Annotated in this window: 13 protein-coding genes; 2 read left to right on the plus strand and 11 right to left on the minus strand. The window is 35.6% G+C overall.

The genetic code is table 11. The features are described 5' to 3' along the window. Nucleotides 1–10: 10 nt before the first annotated feature. Both RNZ46_RS16740 and RNZ46_RS16745 read left to right on the plus strand, forming a co-directional pair. On the plus strand, nucleotides 11–1,090 hold the full coding sequence (locus RNZ46_RS16740) for a toxin-antitoxin system YwqK family antitoxin (RefSeq protein WP_316983318.1): 1,080 nt from the start codon (nucleotides 11–13) through the stop codon (nucleotides 1,088–1,090). A 12-nt stretch (nucleotides 1,091–1,102) separates the two neighbouring features. Beyond that, the gene (locus tag RNZ46_RS16745; protein WP_316983319.1) at nucleotides 1,103–1,585 is read left to right on the plus strand and encodes a GNAT family N-acetyltransferase; all 483 of its coding nucleotides are present in this window, start codon (nucleotides 1,103–1,105) and stop codon (nucleotides 1,583–1,585) included. A 56-nt stretch (nucleotides 1,586–1,641) separates the two neighbouring features. On the opposite strand, the gene yidC is transcribed toward RNZ46_RS16745, so the two are convergent. The 11 genes from yidC to coaBC all read right to left on the minus strand — a co-directional run bounded on the left by yidC (nucleotide 1,642) and on the right by coaBC (nucleotide 15,552). Further along, nucleotides 1,642–3,540 (minus strand): membrane protein insertase YidC, encoded by a 1,899-nt coding sequence (gene yidC, locus RNZ46_RS16750; protein ID WP_316983320.1) that lies wholly within the window; start codon nucleotides 3,538–3,540, stop codon nucleotides 1,642–1,644. An 80-nt stretch (nucleotides 3,541–3,620) separates the two neighbouring features. Continuing rightward, nucleotides 3,621–5,261, minus strand: a complete 1,641-nt coding sequence (gene pyrG / locus RNZ46_RS16755) for a CTP synthase (protein ID WP_316983321.1) — start codon at nucleotides 5,259–5,261, stop codon at nucleotides 3,621–3,623. 184 nt (nucleotides 5,262–5,445) lie between these two features. Further along, on the minus strand, nucleotides 5,446–6,150 hold the full coding sequence (locus tag RNZ46_RS16760) for a response regulator transcription factor (protein ID WP_316983322.1): 705 nt from the start codon (nucleotides 6,148–6,150) through the stop codon (nucleotides 5,446–5,448). A gap of 2 nt (nucleotides 6,151–6,152) precedes the next feature. Beyond that, a complete protein-coding gene (locus RNZ46_RS16765; protein ID WP_316985008.1) occupies nucleotides 6,153–7,724 on the minus strand; it encodes a sensor histidine kinase in 1,572 nt (523 codons plus the stop codon). Nucleotides 7,725–7,801: 77 nt separating this feature from the next. After that, nucleotides 7,802–8,389, minus strand: coding sequence for a dephospho-CoA kinase (gene coaE, locus RNZ46_RS16770; RefSeq protein ID WP_316983323.1), 588 nt, complete (start codon nucleotides 8,387–8,389; stop codon nucleotides 7,802–7,804). After that, on the minus strand, nucleotides 8,386–9,351 hold the full coding sequence (locus RNZ46_RS16775) for a YbbR-like domain-containing protein (protein WP_316983324.1): 966 nt from the start codon (nucleotides 9,349–9,351) through the stop codon (nucleotides 8,386–8,388). Before RNZ46_RS16775 ends, coaE begins: the two co-directional genes overlap by 4 nt. Further along, nucleotides 9,348–10,355 carry a glycosyltransferase family 2 protein gene (locus RNZ46_RS16780; RefSeq protein WP_316983325.1) on the minus strand — a complete coding sequence of 336 codons (1,008 nt, stop codon included), beginning with the start codon at nucleotides 10,353–10,355 and terminating at the stop codon, nucleotides 9,348–9,350. The genes RNZ46_RS16775 and RNZ46_RS16780 overlap by 4 nt, the downstream gene beginning before the upstream one ends. Nucleotides 10,356–10,726: 371 nt before the next feature. Then, nucleotides 10,727–11,542, minus strand: a complete 816-nt coding sequence (locus RNZ46_RS16785) for an enoyl-ACP reductase FabI (protein WP_316983326.1) — start codon at nucleotides 11,540–11,542, stop codon at nucleotides 10,727–10,729. Between the two features lie 83 nt (nucleotides 11,543–11,625). After that, on the minus strand, nucleotides 11,626–13,278 hold the full coding sequence (gene recN / locus RNZ46_RS16790; protein ID WP_316983327.1) for a DNA repair protein RecN: 1,653 nt from the start codon (nucleotides 13,276–13,278) through the stop codon (nucleotides 11,626–11,628). 182 nt (nucleotides 13,279–13,460) lie between these two features. Next, nucleotides 13,461–14,348 (minus strand): type IX secretion system protein PorD, encoded by an 888-nt coding sequence (gene porD / locus RNZ46_RS16795; protein ID WP_316983328.1) that lies wholly within the window; start codon nucleotides 14,346–14,348, stop codon nucleotides 13,461–13,463. Beyond that, complete coding sequence (gene coaBC / locus RNZ46_RS16800; protein ID WP_316983329.1) at nucleotides 14,341–15,552, minus strand: bifunctional phosphopantothenoylcysteine decarboxylase/phosphopantothenate--cysteine ligase CoaBC; 1,212 nt, start codon at nucleotides 15,550–15,552, stop codon at nucleotides 14,341–14,343. Before coaBC ends, porD begins: the two co-directional genes overlap by 8 nt. Nucleotides 15,553–15,557: the final 5 nt, after the last annotated feature.

Consider the following 15,557-nt stretch of genomic DNA (forward strand, 5'->3'; position numbering starts at 1 on the left):
AACAATATTTATGAAGTTTAAAGTCCTTTTAATTATTATTTGCACTTATTGCCATGTACAGGCGCAAACCTCATATAAAGAGTATTTTGATGATGGTTCCGTAAAAATGGAAGGCGCAAAAAAAGATGGTTTGTTATCCGGCGAGATTAAGTATTATTACCCTTCCGGAAAGCTGAAATTTGTTGATTATTGCTACAAAGGAAAAAGGACTGGAACTGGAAAAGAATACTACGAAAGTGGTCAATTGTCGGCATTGGTAAATTATAGAGATGATACATACCACGGCTTGTTTAAAACCTATCATGAAGATGGAAGGCTAAAGACTAAAGTCAATTTTAACGAAGGAAAAAAAGTTGGAGAATTTATATCTTATCACAAAAACGGCAATCTAGAAAGTCAAGTAAATTATAACGAAAACGGTAAAGCTCACGGCCAATACGTAGCCTATTACAATAATAAACAGCTTTTTGCCAAGTGCAATTATATAAACGGCAACATTGAAGGCGCATTAAACAGCTATTATTCAAACGGGCAATTGGCGCAAACCGCCACCTATAAAAACGGAAAAAAGCATGGTGTTTTAAATGAGTATTATCAAAGTGGAAAAGTAAAATTAAATTCCGCTTATAAAGATGATAAATTAGAAGAAGATTACTTGCTTTATTATGAAAACGGACAATTAAAAGTGAAAGCAAAAATGTCTTATGGCATTCTTTTAACCCGATCTAGTTATTACGAAAACGGAGCTATGGAATCCGAAATAATAAAAGACAAAACTACTTCAGATTTTAACTGTACCTACTACCACCCTAGCGGGGAAATTTCTAGCGCAGGACAAACCTCAAGTTTTTCATATCTCAAAAAAATTGGCGAATGGGTATATTATCATACCAACAAAAAACTTTACAAAACCGAATTGTATGGCGATTACGGAGGGCTTCAAGAGGTAATAAATTGTTTTGATGGAAAGGGCAATGCTTTGGATAAGGGAAGTTTTGTAAACGGCAATGGAAAGCTTAATGAATATGATATAAACGGAACACTTCTACAAACAAACTTGTATAAAGACGGAGCTATTGTTAAACAGTAAATTTAATGCTTTTTGATTAGACCTTTTCACATAAAAGATACCCAAGCCTTATTAGACATTTACAACTATTTTGTACTAAATACCATTGTAACGTTTGATATTGAACCTTTATCCATTGAAGCTTTTACTGAAAAAACAAAGACCATTAACAACACATATCCTTTTTTGGTTTTTGAAGAAAACAACGTTATTTTAGGTTATACCTACGGAAGCAAATGGCGACCCAAACCAGCTTACAACCACACGGTTGAATCTACAGTGTACGTTAAACATGACGCACACGGAAAAAAAATTGGAACAGAACTTTATACTGAATTACTTCGCCTATTAAAACAAGAAAACTACCATGTGGTTTTGGGCGGATTAACACTACCAAACGAAGCCAGCGTACAGCTACACGAAAAATTCGGTTTTAAACAAGTGGCCCACTTTAAAGAGGTTGGTTTAAAATTTAACCAATGGCTCGATGTGGGCTTTTGGCAGCTTAACTTTTAAAACCCAAATACGGCATTAAACGCCCACTAGGTTGATTTATAATACAACCTAATTAATTATTTGCGTTTCTGCTGTGCTTGTTTTTGCTTTTCGGCTTGCTCCATCATTTCAGCCATTTTTTTCTGAAAACGACCTTGTTTTTTTGGCTTCTTTTTGTTCTCCTGAATTTGAGCATGTATTTTGTCTTCGTCAAGAATATAATTCTTAATTACCAATATAATACCGATACTAATCAAGTTAGAAATAAAGTAATATAAACTTAAGCCCGATGCGTAATTATTAAAGAAAAAGAGCATCATTATTGGCGAAAAGTACATCATATACTTCATCATTTTAGCCATATCCGGCATACCTTCTTGCTGCGGCTGCGATTGCATATTTTGCCCTGTGGTTAAACGCATATAAAAGAATATTGCTACAGATGCCAATATGGGGAATAAACTAACATGATCGCCATAAAATGGAATGTGAAATGGCAATTCTGCAATGGTATCGTAGGACGATAAATCTTCTACCCAAAGGAAACTCTTTTGACGTAAATCGAATGCCGACGGGAAAAATTGGAACAAGGCATAAAACACCGGTAATTGTATTAGTGCCGGCATACAGCCAGCCATAGGGCTTGCTCCTGCTTTGGTTTGCAGTGCCAAGGTTTCCTGCTGCGCCTTCACCTTATTGTTTTTATGCTTTTCGCGAATAGCATCCAATTCTGGTTTTAGAATTTTCAGTTTGGCTTGCGATAAAAACTGCTTGTATTGTACAAACGACAATAGTAATTTGATTAAAATCGTCATAACAATAATCGCTATTCCGTAAGGTAAAAAGCTTCCTAAAAATGCGAATAAAGGAATAAATAGGTAACGGTTAATCCAACCAAAAATACCCCAACCCAATGGCACAATTTCATCTAAATTTCTGCCATAGCTATGTAATATTTTATAATCGCTCGGGCCAAAATACCAATCCATACTTTTATTTAATTCGCCACCACTAAGTTCTAAAGGTAATGAGGCAGAAAAAGCCTTGGTATAAACGGTATCAACCGCTTCATCCTGCACTAAATTTTGAGACGTGAATTTACCTGTTTTAAAAGGCGAATCGGCTAATAATATCGAGGTGAAGAAATGCTGTTTAAAAGCTACATAAGTAACATCTTCAGCGGTATCTTCAGTGTTTTCCTGTTGCCCTAAATAATCATCTTTTCCATCTTCATATTCAAAAACAACTTCAGTATATCTATTTTCATACGAAATACTTTTCGCATGGCGATAGGTTTTTAAATTCCAATCTAAATTCACGGCTTGCGAACTGTTGATAACATCACTCAATCCTTGGGAACGAACGGTGAAATCCATCATATAATCGCCTTCTTTAATCTCGTAACGGTATTCTAAAAATTTAGATTCGGATACTTTAAGTTTCATTGAAACCACAGTAACATCACCGTTTTTGGTAACCGTTGGTTCAAAATATAAATCTTTGGTATTTAAGATCCTACTATCGGTTGTTCCGAAATTTATATTGAAAACTGCATTATTGTCTTTTATTAAATAGATGGGAACCGAATCGAAATTTACAAAATTCTTTAATTTAACTTCCGAAAGATAACCGCCTTTATTGCTAAATTTTAGAGCCAATAAATCGCTTTCAACAACAGTTTCACCATCAGACACTTTAGCTGCAGAATATGCAAAAGCTCCTAATTTATTCTGTAGATTGATTAATTTTAAAGAATCTGAAACCGTTGGTGTTGCAAAATCTTCAGCAGTTGTTACCTTGGTTTCATCTAATGATTCTTTAGCCTTTTTTTCAGCTTCAATTTGTTCCTGTTTTGCTTTTTCCTGCGCTTCTAGCTCTTCTGGTGTTGGTTGGTTCTGCCAAAGCCAAAATATCATTATTCCAAAAATAAGCACGAAACCTATTACCGAATTAAGGTCTATTTTTTTTTCTTCCATGTAATCAAATTTTAGACCTGAGAGGTTCAATTAACCTGTCAGGTCTTTATAAATTTATCTAATCAATAAACTATCCAATTTTAACTTTGTGCCATACTGACACCCTTTTTTCTTTTGTGATTGTTTAGCGCTGCCTTAACAAAGGCCACGAACAATGGGTGCGGATTTGCCACCGTACTTTTGTATTCTGGGTGATATTGCACACCCACAAACCAAGGATGTTCCGGGATTTCAACAATCTCCACCAAGCCCGTTTCTGGGTTTAATCCCGTGGCAACCATACCCGCTTCTTCGATTTGCGATTTATAGTTGCTGTTAAATTCGTAACGATGTCTGTGACGCTCGTTAATGGTTTCAGCTTTGTAAATATCCCTAACTTTACTGCCTATTTTTAAATCGCATGCCCATGCGCCTAAACGCATGGTACCGCCTTTATCGGTAATGTTCTTCTGCTCTTCCATTAAATCGATAACTGGGTTTTTGGTAGCAGCGTTCATTTCGGTAGAATCGGCATCTGCAATGTTTAAAACATGCCGTGCAAATTCAATAACCGCCATTTGCATACCCAAACAGATACCAAAAAATGGTATATTGTTTTCGCGGACATACTTAACGGCATCAATTTTACCTTCAATACCGCGTTCGCCAAAACCTGGCGCTACCAAAACACCATCTAAATGCGATAGTTTTAATTTGGCATTATCGCTATTGATGTATTCGGAATGAACCGATTCGATATTCACTTTTACTTCATTTTCAGCACCCGCGTGGATAAAAGCCTCTAAAATAGATTTATACGAATCTTGTAACTCGACATATTTACCGATTAGCCCAATGGTTATTTCGGACTTAGGGTTTTTATGGCGTGCTAAAAACTGATTCCATTTTGTAATATTCGGCGTTGTGCTTTTTAAAGCTAATTTTTTAAGAACTACCTTATCCAAACCTTGCTCCAGCATTAAATTTGGTACATCGTAAATGGTTGATGCATCAATAGATTGAATCACGGCTTCTTCACGCACATTACAGAATAATGCCAATTTACGACGTAAATCTTCGGGTAAATCGTGCTCTGTTCTGCACACTAAAATATCGGCTTGTATACCGCTTTCCATCAACGTTTTTACACTGTGTTGGGTTGGTTTGGTTTTTAACTCGCCCGCAGCGGATAAATATGGTACGAGGGTTAAATGAATAACAATACCATTATCTTCACCCAAATCCCATCGTAATTGACGCACCGCTTCAATGTATGGCAAGGATTCGATATCGCCGACCGTTCCACCAATTTCCGTAATTACAATATCGTATTCGCCAGAGTTCCCTAAAAGCTGTACGCGGTGTTTTATCTCGTCTGTAATATGAGGAACAACCTGTACCGTTTTTCCTAAAAATTCGCCTCTGCGTTCTTTTTGAATTACGCTTTGGTAAATTCTGCCCGTAGTAACATTATTGGCTTGACTTGTTGGTATGTTTAAAAAACGCTCGTAGTGTCCTAAATCCAAATCGGTTTCTGCACCATCTTCGGTCACGTAACACTCTCCGTGCTCGTATGGATTTAAAGTTCCAGGATCGACATTAATGTATGGGTCTAATTTTTGAATGGCTACTCTATACCCTTGTGCCTGTAATAGTTTAGCCAAAGATGCAGCAATTATGCCTTTTCCAAGAGATGATGTAACACCACCGGTAACGAATATGTATTTTGTTGTAGTTGTCATGTTGCGCTTTTAAACGCAGGCAAATTTACAAAATTAAAATAGTTATTGACGAATTGTTTTTTAGTTATTTAAAGGGTAGTTGTTAACAATATGATTCTGGTTATTTTAGGTCAGTTTTTATGGCCTAAAACAAAAAAAATCCAGCAAAACGCTGGATTTTCTATATCAATAAAATTTTAATTATCTAATTATTCACAACCAACCTAAAACCTTCTCCGTGAATGTTTAGTATTTCTACCTTATCGTCTAGCTTTAAATACTTGCGCAGTTTTGCAATATAAACATCCATACTACGCGAGGTAAAGTAATTATCGTCGCGCCAAATTTTGGTAAGTGCTAATTCCCGTGGCATTAAATCGTTTTCGTGTAGGGCCAACAAACGCAGCAATTCGTTTTCTTTGGGTGATAGTTTAATGGGGTCGCCGCCATTATAGCGCAAAAATCGTAATTTAGAATTTAGGTCGAAATTTCCAATTTTAAATTCAAATTGTTTGCTGTCAGAAATGGTTTCGGTGGCTTTACGTTGCATGATTGCTTTTATTTTCATTAAAAGCACTTCGCTATCAAAAGGTTTGTTTAAATAATCGTCTGCCCCAACTTTATAGCCTTTTAAAACGTCTTCTTTCATAGCCTTTGCCGTTAGGAAAACTATAGGAACATCGGTGTTTTTTTCGCGAATTTCCTTGGCTAAGGTAAAGCCATCTTTATACGGCATCATAACGTCGAGAATGCACAAATCGAAATCGTCTTTCTTAAACTTTTCGAAGCCTTCCATACCGTTTTTAGCATGAACCACATCGTAATCATTCATCATTAAATAATCCTTAAGAACCGTACCGAAATTGGGGTCGTCCTCTACTAATAAAATTCTCTTTTTTTGCTCTTCCATGTTTATGTTATTATAGGTAGCTTAATTATAAATGTGCTTCCTTTTCCTTTTTCACTTTCAACCGTTACATAACCTTGATGGTCATCAACGATTCGTTTTACATATGCCAAGCCTAATCCGTGGCCTTTAACATTATGTATGTTTCCGGTGTGCTCTCTATAAAACTTTTCGAACACACGTTTTAGGGCGGCTTTACTCATGCCGCTGCCATAATCTTTTATTTTTAATAAAATATTGGTTCCAATATTTTCTGTATATACTTCAATTTTTAACTTATCTGGAGAATACTTAATGGCATTATCCAGTATGTTTACTATAACATTGGTAAAATGCATTTCGCTTGCTAAAACCGATGATTTTTCGGCATCAAAATGCGTCGTAATCGTTCCATTTCTATCCTCAATTAAAAGTTGCACATGCGTTATGGCATCTTCTATTAGGTCGTGCAACTCCACTCTATCCTTACTAATGTTAAGCTCGTTTTTTTCTAGTTTAGATATTCTTAAAACGTTTTCAACCTGCGCATGCATACGCTTGTTTTCCTCCTTAATCATGTTAAGATAGCGAATTACTTTCTCTTTATCTTCTATAATTTTGGGGTTTCTTATAGAGTCTAAAGCTAAATTAATGGTTGCTATCGGTGTTTTAAACTCATGCGTCATATTATTGATGAAATCCGTTTTAATTTCGGATATTTTACGCTGCTTAACCAATTGGTACAAAGCACTTGAATATGCCAAAATAATAATAGACGTGAATATTATCGACAGAAATATCATGCCCATAATTGATGATAAAATAAACTTTTCATCATCTGGAAAATTCACTAAAAGCTTATAACTGCTTTGGTTGTTTTCGTTTGGAAAAATGGGTACGCTAAGTGTTGATGCATCTTTTTTTTCAAAGCCTTCGCTATGCACTTTTGTGGCCAAACCGTTACTATAAATGGCAAATTCAAAATCAATATCAATATTGTCTGCCTGAAGTTTACTTGCTAGCAGCTTTTTAATTTCATCTGCTGCAACCCTTTTGTGTACAGGTTGTCTTGACAACATAGCCTTAAAACTTTTTTCTAGACTGCTTTTTTGAGCCTCGGCTATACTACCGCTTTGGATAATATTTAATATAGGACTTTGTGAAATATCTTTATCTGAAAAATCGGTATCATTATAAACTTCTATTTGGGATCTGCCAATAATGTTTTGAACGTTAATACTATCTAAACCAATGTCAAAGAGCGATGAAGACAGTTTATAGTTCTCTTCTAAAACTCCACTTCTATAAATAAGTGTTTCTTTGGTATTGTTGTTTTGTTGGTAAATAAATAATTGAGAAACTGCTGCCGAATCGCTTTTTTTCTCTTTATCTAATTTTTGATACCTCCTAAAATGTCTTTCAAATTCGTCATCCCCAATCTTGTTCGAAACGGCATATAATGCGCTTGTAACACTAGATTTAAAACGCTTTTTTTCATTATCTACAGAATCTTTTATATAATAAGCTTGTACGAATATGATACCTATAAGTGACATACTCATTAAAAGTACCAACAGGATGAATATCTTTTTGCTCATCATTCAAAATTAACATTTTAACATTTAATGCTCTTATCATTTAACCTTACATTAACAAAAATGTTAAAATTTAGAGATTATTTACATTTTTTTAGAATTTGCTCGTGTATTTTAAGCACCTGTTTTTCAGTGTCTTCAAGCAAGATGTTACGGATTACAAAATCGGAATGTTTCACTTTTTCTTCGTCGCTCCATTGATTTTTCATAATAGCTTTAATTTTATCCTTTGTCGTATTATCGCGCTTAAGCAAACGCTCGAACCTTAATTCCAAAGGAGCAGTAACCGTAATAACCAAATCGCAGTGTTTGTGGCCACCGTTTTCAAACAAAATAGCGACTTCTTTTATAACATAGGGCGCATCTTGTTTCAATGCCCATTTTGTAAAATGCTTTGCGACTCTGGGGTGCACAATAGCATTCATTTTTTCCAAATAACTATTATCGTTAAAAATAATATTGGCTATAAACGGCTTGTTTAAGACGTTGTTAAGGTAGGCTTTGTCTCCAAAAAGCTGAATGAGTTTACGTTTTATAATTTTAGATTTATGCATTAACTTTTTAGCCTCATCATCGGCAATATAAACGGGTACATCTAAGGCCATAAACGCCTTAGCCACCGTTGTTTTGCCACTACCAATACCGCCTGTGAGTCCTACTACCGTCATTCTGTTATTATAAATTCAATGTGTTGTTGATTAATTTTTACGTGTTTTACGGTTTCCGGAAACTTTGTTAATTCGGGCAACAAAAAGGATTGATTATTAGTGGTTTTGCTAAAATCGCACTCTACCTTAAAATCTTTTGCGCTTATGGTTTTAAAATTATTTAAACTGGTATAATAAGTAACGTTTACGGTTTTAGGAAAGTATTTAATCGTTTTATTGTTAGGGATATTTTTTATGCTTATGGGTAATTTTAAGGTGCCTTCGGTAAATTTTTCAACGGTTGCTGTTAAACTTACCGTATTATCTGAAAATGTTAAATCCTTGCTGTTTTTGGGTAATTTTAATTGGATCACTTTTTTAATATCAGATTTCACATCGGTTAATTTTATTGGATTGGTTTCAACACTATCTATTTGGGTAACCAAAACATTTGGGCCAATTACCTCTATGGAATCCGGTGTAATTTTAAAAGGTTCTGAAACATCAAATCCCTGACTGTAATTTATATCAGCATTTAAAATTATCGGCACTTTTTTTACCAAATTCACATCAAACCGAAACCGCAGTGTGTCGGGAGTAATATTTAGCAACTCAACCTGTTTTCCAAATTGTGTGCTTTCCAATAAATAAGCTTTGGATTTGCTCCAAATAAAAGTGGAATCTATTTTATCGACATCCTTAACAAAATCAATGGCAATTTTAGGCTTATTAAAATAATACGTAAGCCATTTAAACCCGTGGGTTTTAAGCGTAATATTTAGCTTTGCGCTCGAATCGTTTAAAATAACGTTTTCTTGTGGCACATTAATTTTATCAATATTAAAAACGACCGTATTCGTGTACTCTTTTGATAATTTTGTGAGTATTAATATGATAAACGCAAAAAACAAAAACAAAAAGAACACGTTTATTTTTCTTGTTTTTATTGACGTTTTAATATCTGATTTTATTTTTTTTATCATTTTGCTTTAAAGAATAATTCAGGAAAATGCGTTTCTGGATTCTTTTTTAAAACATTTACAACCCAATTAGACTCCAAAAAACCCAGACCATATCCCATAAATTGCACCAATATTGCCAAAATAGACATTGAGGCTACTATTAAATTTTTGGTTGAAAATAATGCCACTAAAAAAGCCACCAAAAAATACAAAAGATAACCAAGAAACAACCAATTAACTCCCAAAATTATAAGTAAAATAGATACGTCCAAACCTATAATAAATATAGTAGGAAACCAATACGTTATTTTTTTGGTTGAAGGGTGCCACCTATTTAAAATAGGACGAACCAACCCAAATTTATAAACTTGTTTATAAAACTTGCGCCAAGAAATTCGGCGTTTATGATACACAAAAGCCTCGGGAATCAATTTGGTTTTAAAACCCAATTGCCATAAACGAATAGACAAATCGGGGTCTTCTCCCGGGTGAATACGCCCAAAACCTTTTGAGGCTAAAAAAGCTTCCTTTGATATGCCCATGTTAAAGCTGCGTGGTTGAAAGGTATCTACACTGTTTTTGTGCCCTCGAATGCCTCCGGTTGTAATAAACGACGTCATTGAAAAATCAATAGCCTTTTGCAAATTTGTAAACGATTTGTGCGCGGCATCCGGCCCGCCAAAACAATCTACATAATGGGCATTTAAACTTTTTTCTACTTCGTTTAAATAGTTTTTGGGCAGAATACAATCGGAGTCCAAAATAATAAAATAGTTGCCTTTAGCGTGTTGCATGCCAAAATTTCGAGAATCGCCGGGACCTGAATTTTCTTTGAAGAAATAAGCGATATCCAGTTTGTCTTTATACCTATCAACCACGGGTTTTGATGTGATACTTGAGCCATCTTCTACTATAACTATCTCGTATTTTGTCATGGTATCCAGTTCAACAAAACTTTGTAAAAGCTCGTCTGTTTCGTCGGGGCGGTTATAAACCGGAATGATAAATGAAAACTTTAATGGCATATCACAAATGTAATTAATCCTATTACAATAATTGGCAAATTTATAATTGCTTTTGGGCTAATTACTGCTTTTGGCAAATAGGTGCGGGAGCGATAGAAGCGGCATCCTTTTGTTTTGCTTTAATTTAAAAAAGACTTAAAAAAACAACACTGCACTTGCTTCTGTGTTTCTGCCTACGGAGGAATGGCAAAAAACAAAAGATACAGCGGATAGCGCGGTTTTTATATTGTTCTAAACCACCTAACAGCTACTAGCTGTTCTCCTTTTAATTTCAAATGTAAAAACCCGCCATAAAAACAAAAATGGTAGTTCGATAAAAAAGACCTGTCAGGTTTTAAAAACCTGACAGGTCTAAACATATATAAAATTATTTACTCTTTTGTGAAAGCTTCCATAACGGCATCGCTGACGCCCATGTTGCTGAAACCGCCGTCGTTGTAAAGGTTTTGCAGGGTAACGCGTTTGGTTAAATCGCTGAATAAGGACACGGTGTAGTTGGCACAATCCAGCGCTGTGGCATTACCAAGAGGCGACATTTTATCGGCATAGGCTATAAAGCCATCAAACCCTTTTACACCACTGCCTGCCGTTGTTGGGGTTGGTGACTGCGAAATGGTGTTGACCCGCACTTTTTTGTCGCGTCCAAAAAAGTAGCCAAAACTACGTGCCACACTTTCTAAATAGGCTTTGTTGTCGGCCATATCGTTATAGTCTGGAAACACGCGTTGCGCCGCCATATAGGTTAACGCCACGATACTGCCCCACTCGTTCATGGCATCGGCTTTGTAAAGCGTTTGCATCACTTTGTGGAAAGACATGGCCGAAACATCGGTGCCTTTTTGGGTCCATGCATAATTTTGGTCGGTGTAATGTTTGCCTTTTCTAACATTGATGGACATACCAATAGAATGCAAAACAAAATCGATTTTGCCACCAAGAATTTCCATGGATTGTTCCACCAATTTTTGTAAATCTTCTTCGGAAGTAGCATCGGCCGGAATAATTTGAGAGCCCGTTTTTTCGGCGAGTTCATTAATTTGCCCCATGCGCATCGCAACCGGAGCGTTGGTTAGCACAAACTGTCCGCCTTCCTCATGAACGCGTTCTGCGGTTTTCCAAGCAATTGAGTTTTCATCTAATGCGCCGAAAATAATTCCTTTTTTTCCTTTTAGTAAATTATATGCCATGTGTTGTTTTTTTTAGTGTTTTAGTTGTTTTATGACTTAGTTGTGATTATCGATTTATCCAAAGATAAAAAACTTTTATCTTTTTAATTAAGTAATTCTTTGGCGTGTGCAATAGCCGATGACGACATTTCCACGCCACCCAACATTTGTGCAATTTCAACAATGCGCTCGTCGTGGTTTAGTTTTACCAAATTGGTTTGTGTGACGTTGTCAACATCTTCTTTAAACACTTTATAATGCGAATGTCCTTTGGCTGCAATTTGAGGTAAATGCGTAATGGAAAACACCTGCATGGTTTTACTCATTTGCAACATAATATCGCCCATTTTATTAGAGATTTCGCCAGAAACTCCGGTATCGATTTCATCGAACATAATGGTTGGCAATTGAATGTACTTGGATAGCACCGATTTTATAGCGAGCATAATTCTGGATAATTCACCGCCAGATGCTGCTTTTTTTAGCGTGTTAAAACTACCGCCCTTATTTGCTGAAAACAGAAACGATAGTTCGTCCTGACCGTTTGCAAAAAACTCCTCAGCATATAAAACTTCAATTTTAAATTGTGCATTGGGCATCCCCAAACTGGCTAAAATGGTTTCTAATTGTTGCTTTAATTGTGGAATTACTTCGGAGCGTTTTTTGCTTATTTTTTTTGAAATGGATTTAAGCTGATTGGTTTTAGCTTTTATTTCCGATTGTTTGTTTTCAATGCTTGCATCCAAATTTTCGGTAACGGCAACTTTGTCTTCTAATTCATTTTTAATTTTTATTAATTCTGAAACATCCTCCGCAACATGTTTTTGCATTAAATTATGCACCATTTTTAATTTTGAATCGACTTCTTCCAACCTATTTGGATCTGCTTCCAAACCGTCTTGCAGCACATCAATTTCGCTAAAAACATCGTCTAAATCAATTAAACTGCTATTAACTCTATTGAATATATCTTCGTATTTTGAGGAGAAACCTGCTATACTTTGAAGATTGTTTTTTATAGTGGTTAGTGTGGTTAACACCCCAATTTGCTCGTCGTTTAATAATTGATAAGATTCCGAAAGTTTTTCTTTTATCCCTTCAATATTATTTAAAGTCTCGTATTCTTCTTCAAGGGTTTGTTGCTCGCCTTCAATTAAATTGGCTTCAATCAATTCGTTTAACAAAAAAGAATTGTAGTCGTGTTCTTTTATGGCTTCCGCCTGAAAATTGAGCAATTCTTGCAATTCTTTTTTAAGCGTTTTATATGCTTTTAACTCTAATGTATAGCTTTGTAAAAGTTCATCATTATTAGCTAAAGCATCTATGATTTGAAACTGGAAATCGTTACTTGTTAGTTGCTGGGTTTGGTGCTGCGAATGGATATCGATTAAGCGCTCGCCCAAAAGCTGCAAGCTATTTAAATTTACCGGGGAATCGTTAACAAATGCCCTGGATTTTCCGGAAGGAAGAATTTCGCGACGAATAATGGTTTGCGCTTCGTAATCAAAATCCTCTGCTTCAAAAAGTGATTTTAAGTTATAATTTGACACCTCAAAAACGGCTTCGATAATGCATTTTTTAGTCGCATCTTTTAAGGTGCTTAAATCGGCACGTTTACCCAGAATTAATGATAATCCGCCTAACAAAATGGATTTACCTGCCCCAGTTTCGCCCGTAATAATAGATAGTCCGTTATTAAAATCAACTTGAAGGTTATCAATTAAAGCGTAGTTTTTTATTGAAAGTGAGGTTAGCATGTTTAGTTGGCAGTATTCGGTTTATAGTTGGCAGCAATTAGCTTTTCAACTTTAATCAAAATTAATAAAATTTTAGATTTCCTTTGTATTGATTGTATGATATTTTAAATATCTGAATTCATGAATCATTCGATTTCAAAGGAATGACAAATTATTAAAACAAAGCAAGCTTTGGGTGGTTTTTAAAATTTAATATTTCGCCATTTCGCAGCATGTGTAGGTGCTACTTTTTGAAGCATGTCCTTAACATTGGTAATATTCACGTTGGGACCATCGGAGAAAATCTGCTGAATTTCATCAGCCTTGGCATCAAAAAAAGTACGCAAAACAAAAGAGTTTGGTCGGCGGCTATTCATGGCATTAAATGTCATTAAAGCATCAGCTATTTGCTCTTTTCCTCCTTTTGCATCATCACTCATAATATCCAAACCGTGTATGTGATAGTTATACATAACGGCTCTGTACTCTTTAAAAGTTGGCGATAATACATTGTCAATCAATGCAAACCTGCTTTGTAAACCATCTTCAACTTTCCAACCTTTAAAGTTTTGTTGTTGGGAATAATTGGTAATGGTTTGTGCCTGTGAATAATACGAATCGCCTCCGTTTTCTGAAAACGAATCGGCATCGATAGCTAAAATCATATATATATGAAACGCCAAAACCGAAACTAAGTTTGACTCGAATTGCGTTGGGTTGAATGTGAGATTTTGAAATTCTAAATATCGGAATGAAAAATCCTTATCGTTAAAACTATAAAGCGGTGTGCTGTAAGAAGACCCAAAAACGGGGCGCGACGATTGCACTTGCAGCGTACCTTGAAACGCTTCGCCGCTAAAATTGGTAATGCTAATAACCATGCTGCAATTTATACGCTCTTGATTTGCATAGGTTTTGTTGGTCCATTTTGTATTATTAACAAACTCGTTTAGTTGCTTTTCGAGTGTTTTAAAAATTTGCAGATTTTCGTTACCCGTTTGCAAAGCATTAACCACAATGTTGCAATTTAACTCTTGCGAAAAGCCATTGACACCAAAACTTACCAATAAAATTAAAATAATATTACGCATCAATTTGTTTTATAATTTCGGTTAATAAATCTTTTGCAACATCGGCTTTAGACTTTAATTGAAATTTGGTTATGTTTTCGTTTTCATCAATAAAAGTCACTTTGTTGGTTTCCGTTTTAAAACCTGCGCCTTTATCGTTTAACGAATTTAAAACAATTAAATTTAAATGCTTTCTTTTTAGTTTCCCGATAGCATTTTCAAGTTCGTTTTCGGTTTCTAAAGCAAAACCAACCAAATACTGCTGTTTTTTAATTTGACCCAAAGATTCTAAAATATCCTTGGTTTTAATCAACTCTATGTTTAACGCAGAATCCTTCTTTTTTATTTTTTGAGTTGCTGTTTCTTTTGGTTTGAAATCGGCTACAGCGGCCGAAAGTATGGCGATATCAACATCGTTAAAATACTTGTGAGCGGCATCGTACATATCTTGTGCGCTGATAACGGGCACAACTTCAATTAACGCATGATTTACTTTATGATGTGTTGGTCCGGTAATTAAAACAACCGATGCGCCGAGGTTGGCCGAAGCTTTGGCGATTTCGAATCCCATTTTACCGCTGGAATGATTGCCGATAAAACGAACCGGATCGATAGCCTCGTAAGTGGGGCCTGCGGTAATTAAAACTTTTTTTCCGCGTAGCGGAAGTTTATCCAAAATATCGTTTTCTATAAAACTGAGGATATCCTCGGGTTCTGCCATGCGCCCCTCGCCTACTAAACCACTTGCCAATTCGCCGCTTGTTGCGGGAATCATAATGTTTCCGAAGGCATTAAGTTTCTCAAATGAAGTGAGTGTTGACGGATGTTTGTACATATCCAAATCCATGGCTGGCGCAAAGTAAACCGGACATTTGGCCGAAAGATAGGTTGCTAAAAGTAAGTTGTCGCAAACCCCATTTGCCATTTTAGAAAGCGTGTTTGCCGTGGCTGGAGCTATGATGAAATAATCGGCCCAAAGTCCTAATTCGACATGATTATTCCACACTGCATTATCATCTTCTTCATTTGTAAAAGAAGTATGTACAGGATTTTTTGAAAGTGTTGATAAGGTTAAAGGGGTTATAAAATCTTTGGCTGAAGGGGTCATAACAACTTTTACGTTGGCGCCCGATTTTACAAATAACCTAACTAATGAAGCTGTTTTATAAGCGGCAATACCACCACTAATTCCCAATAGTATGTTCTTGCCGCTTAGAATGCTCATAAAGT

The sequence above is a fragment of the Hwangdonia lutea genome (assembly GCF_032814565.1).
In the GTDB taxonomy this organism is placed as follows: Bacteria; Bacteroidota; Bacteroidia; order Flavobacteriales; family Flavobacteriaceae; genus Hwangdonia; species Hwangdonia lutea.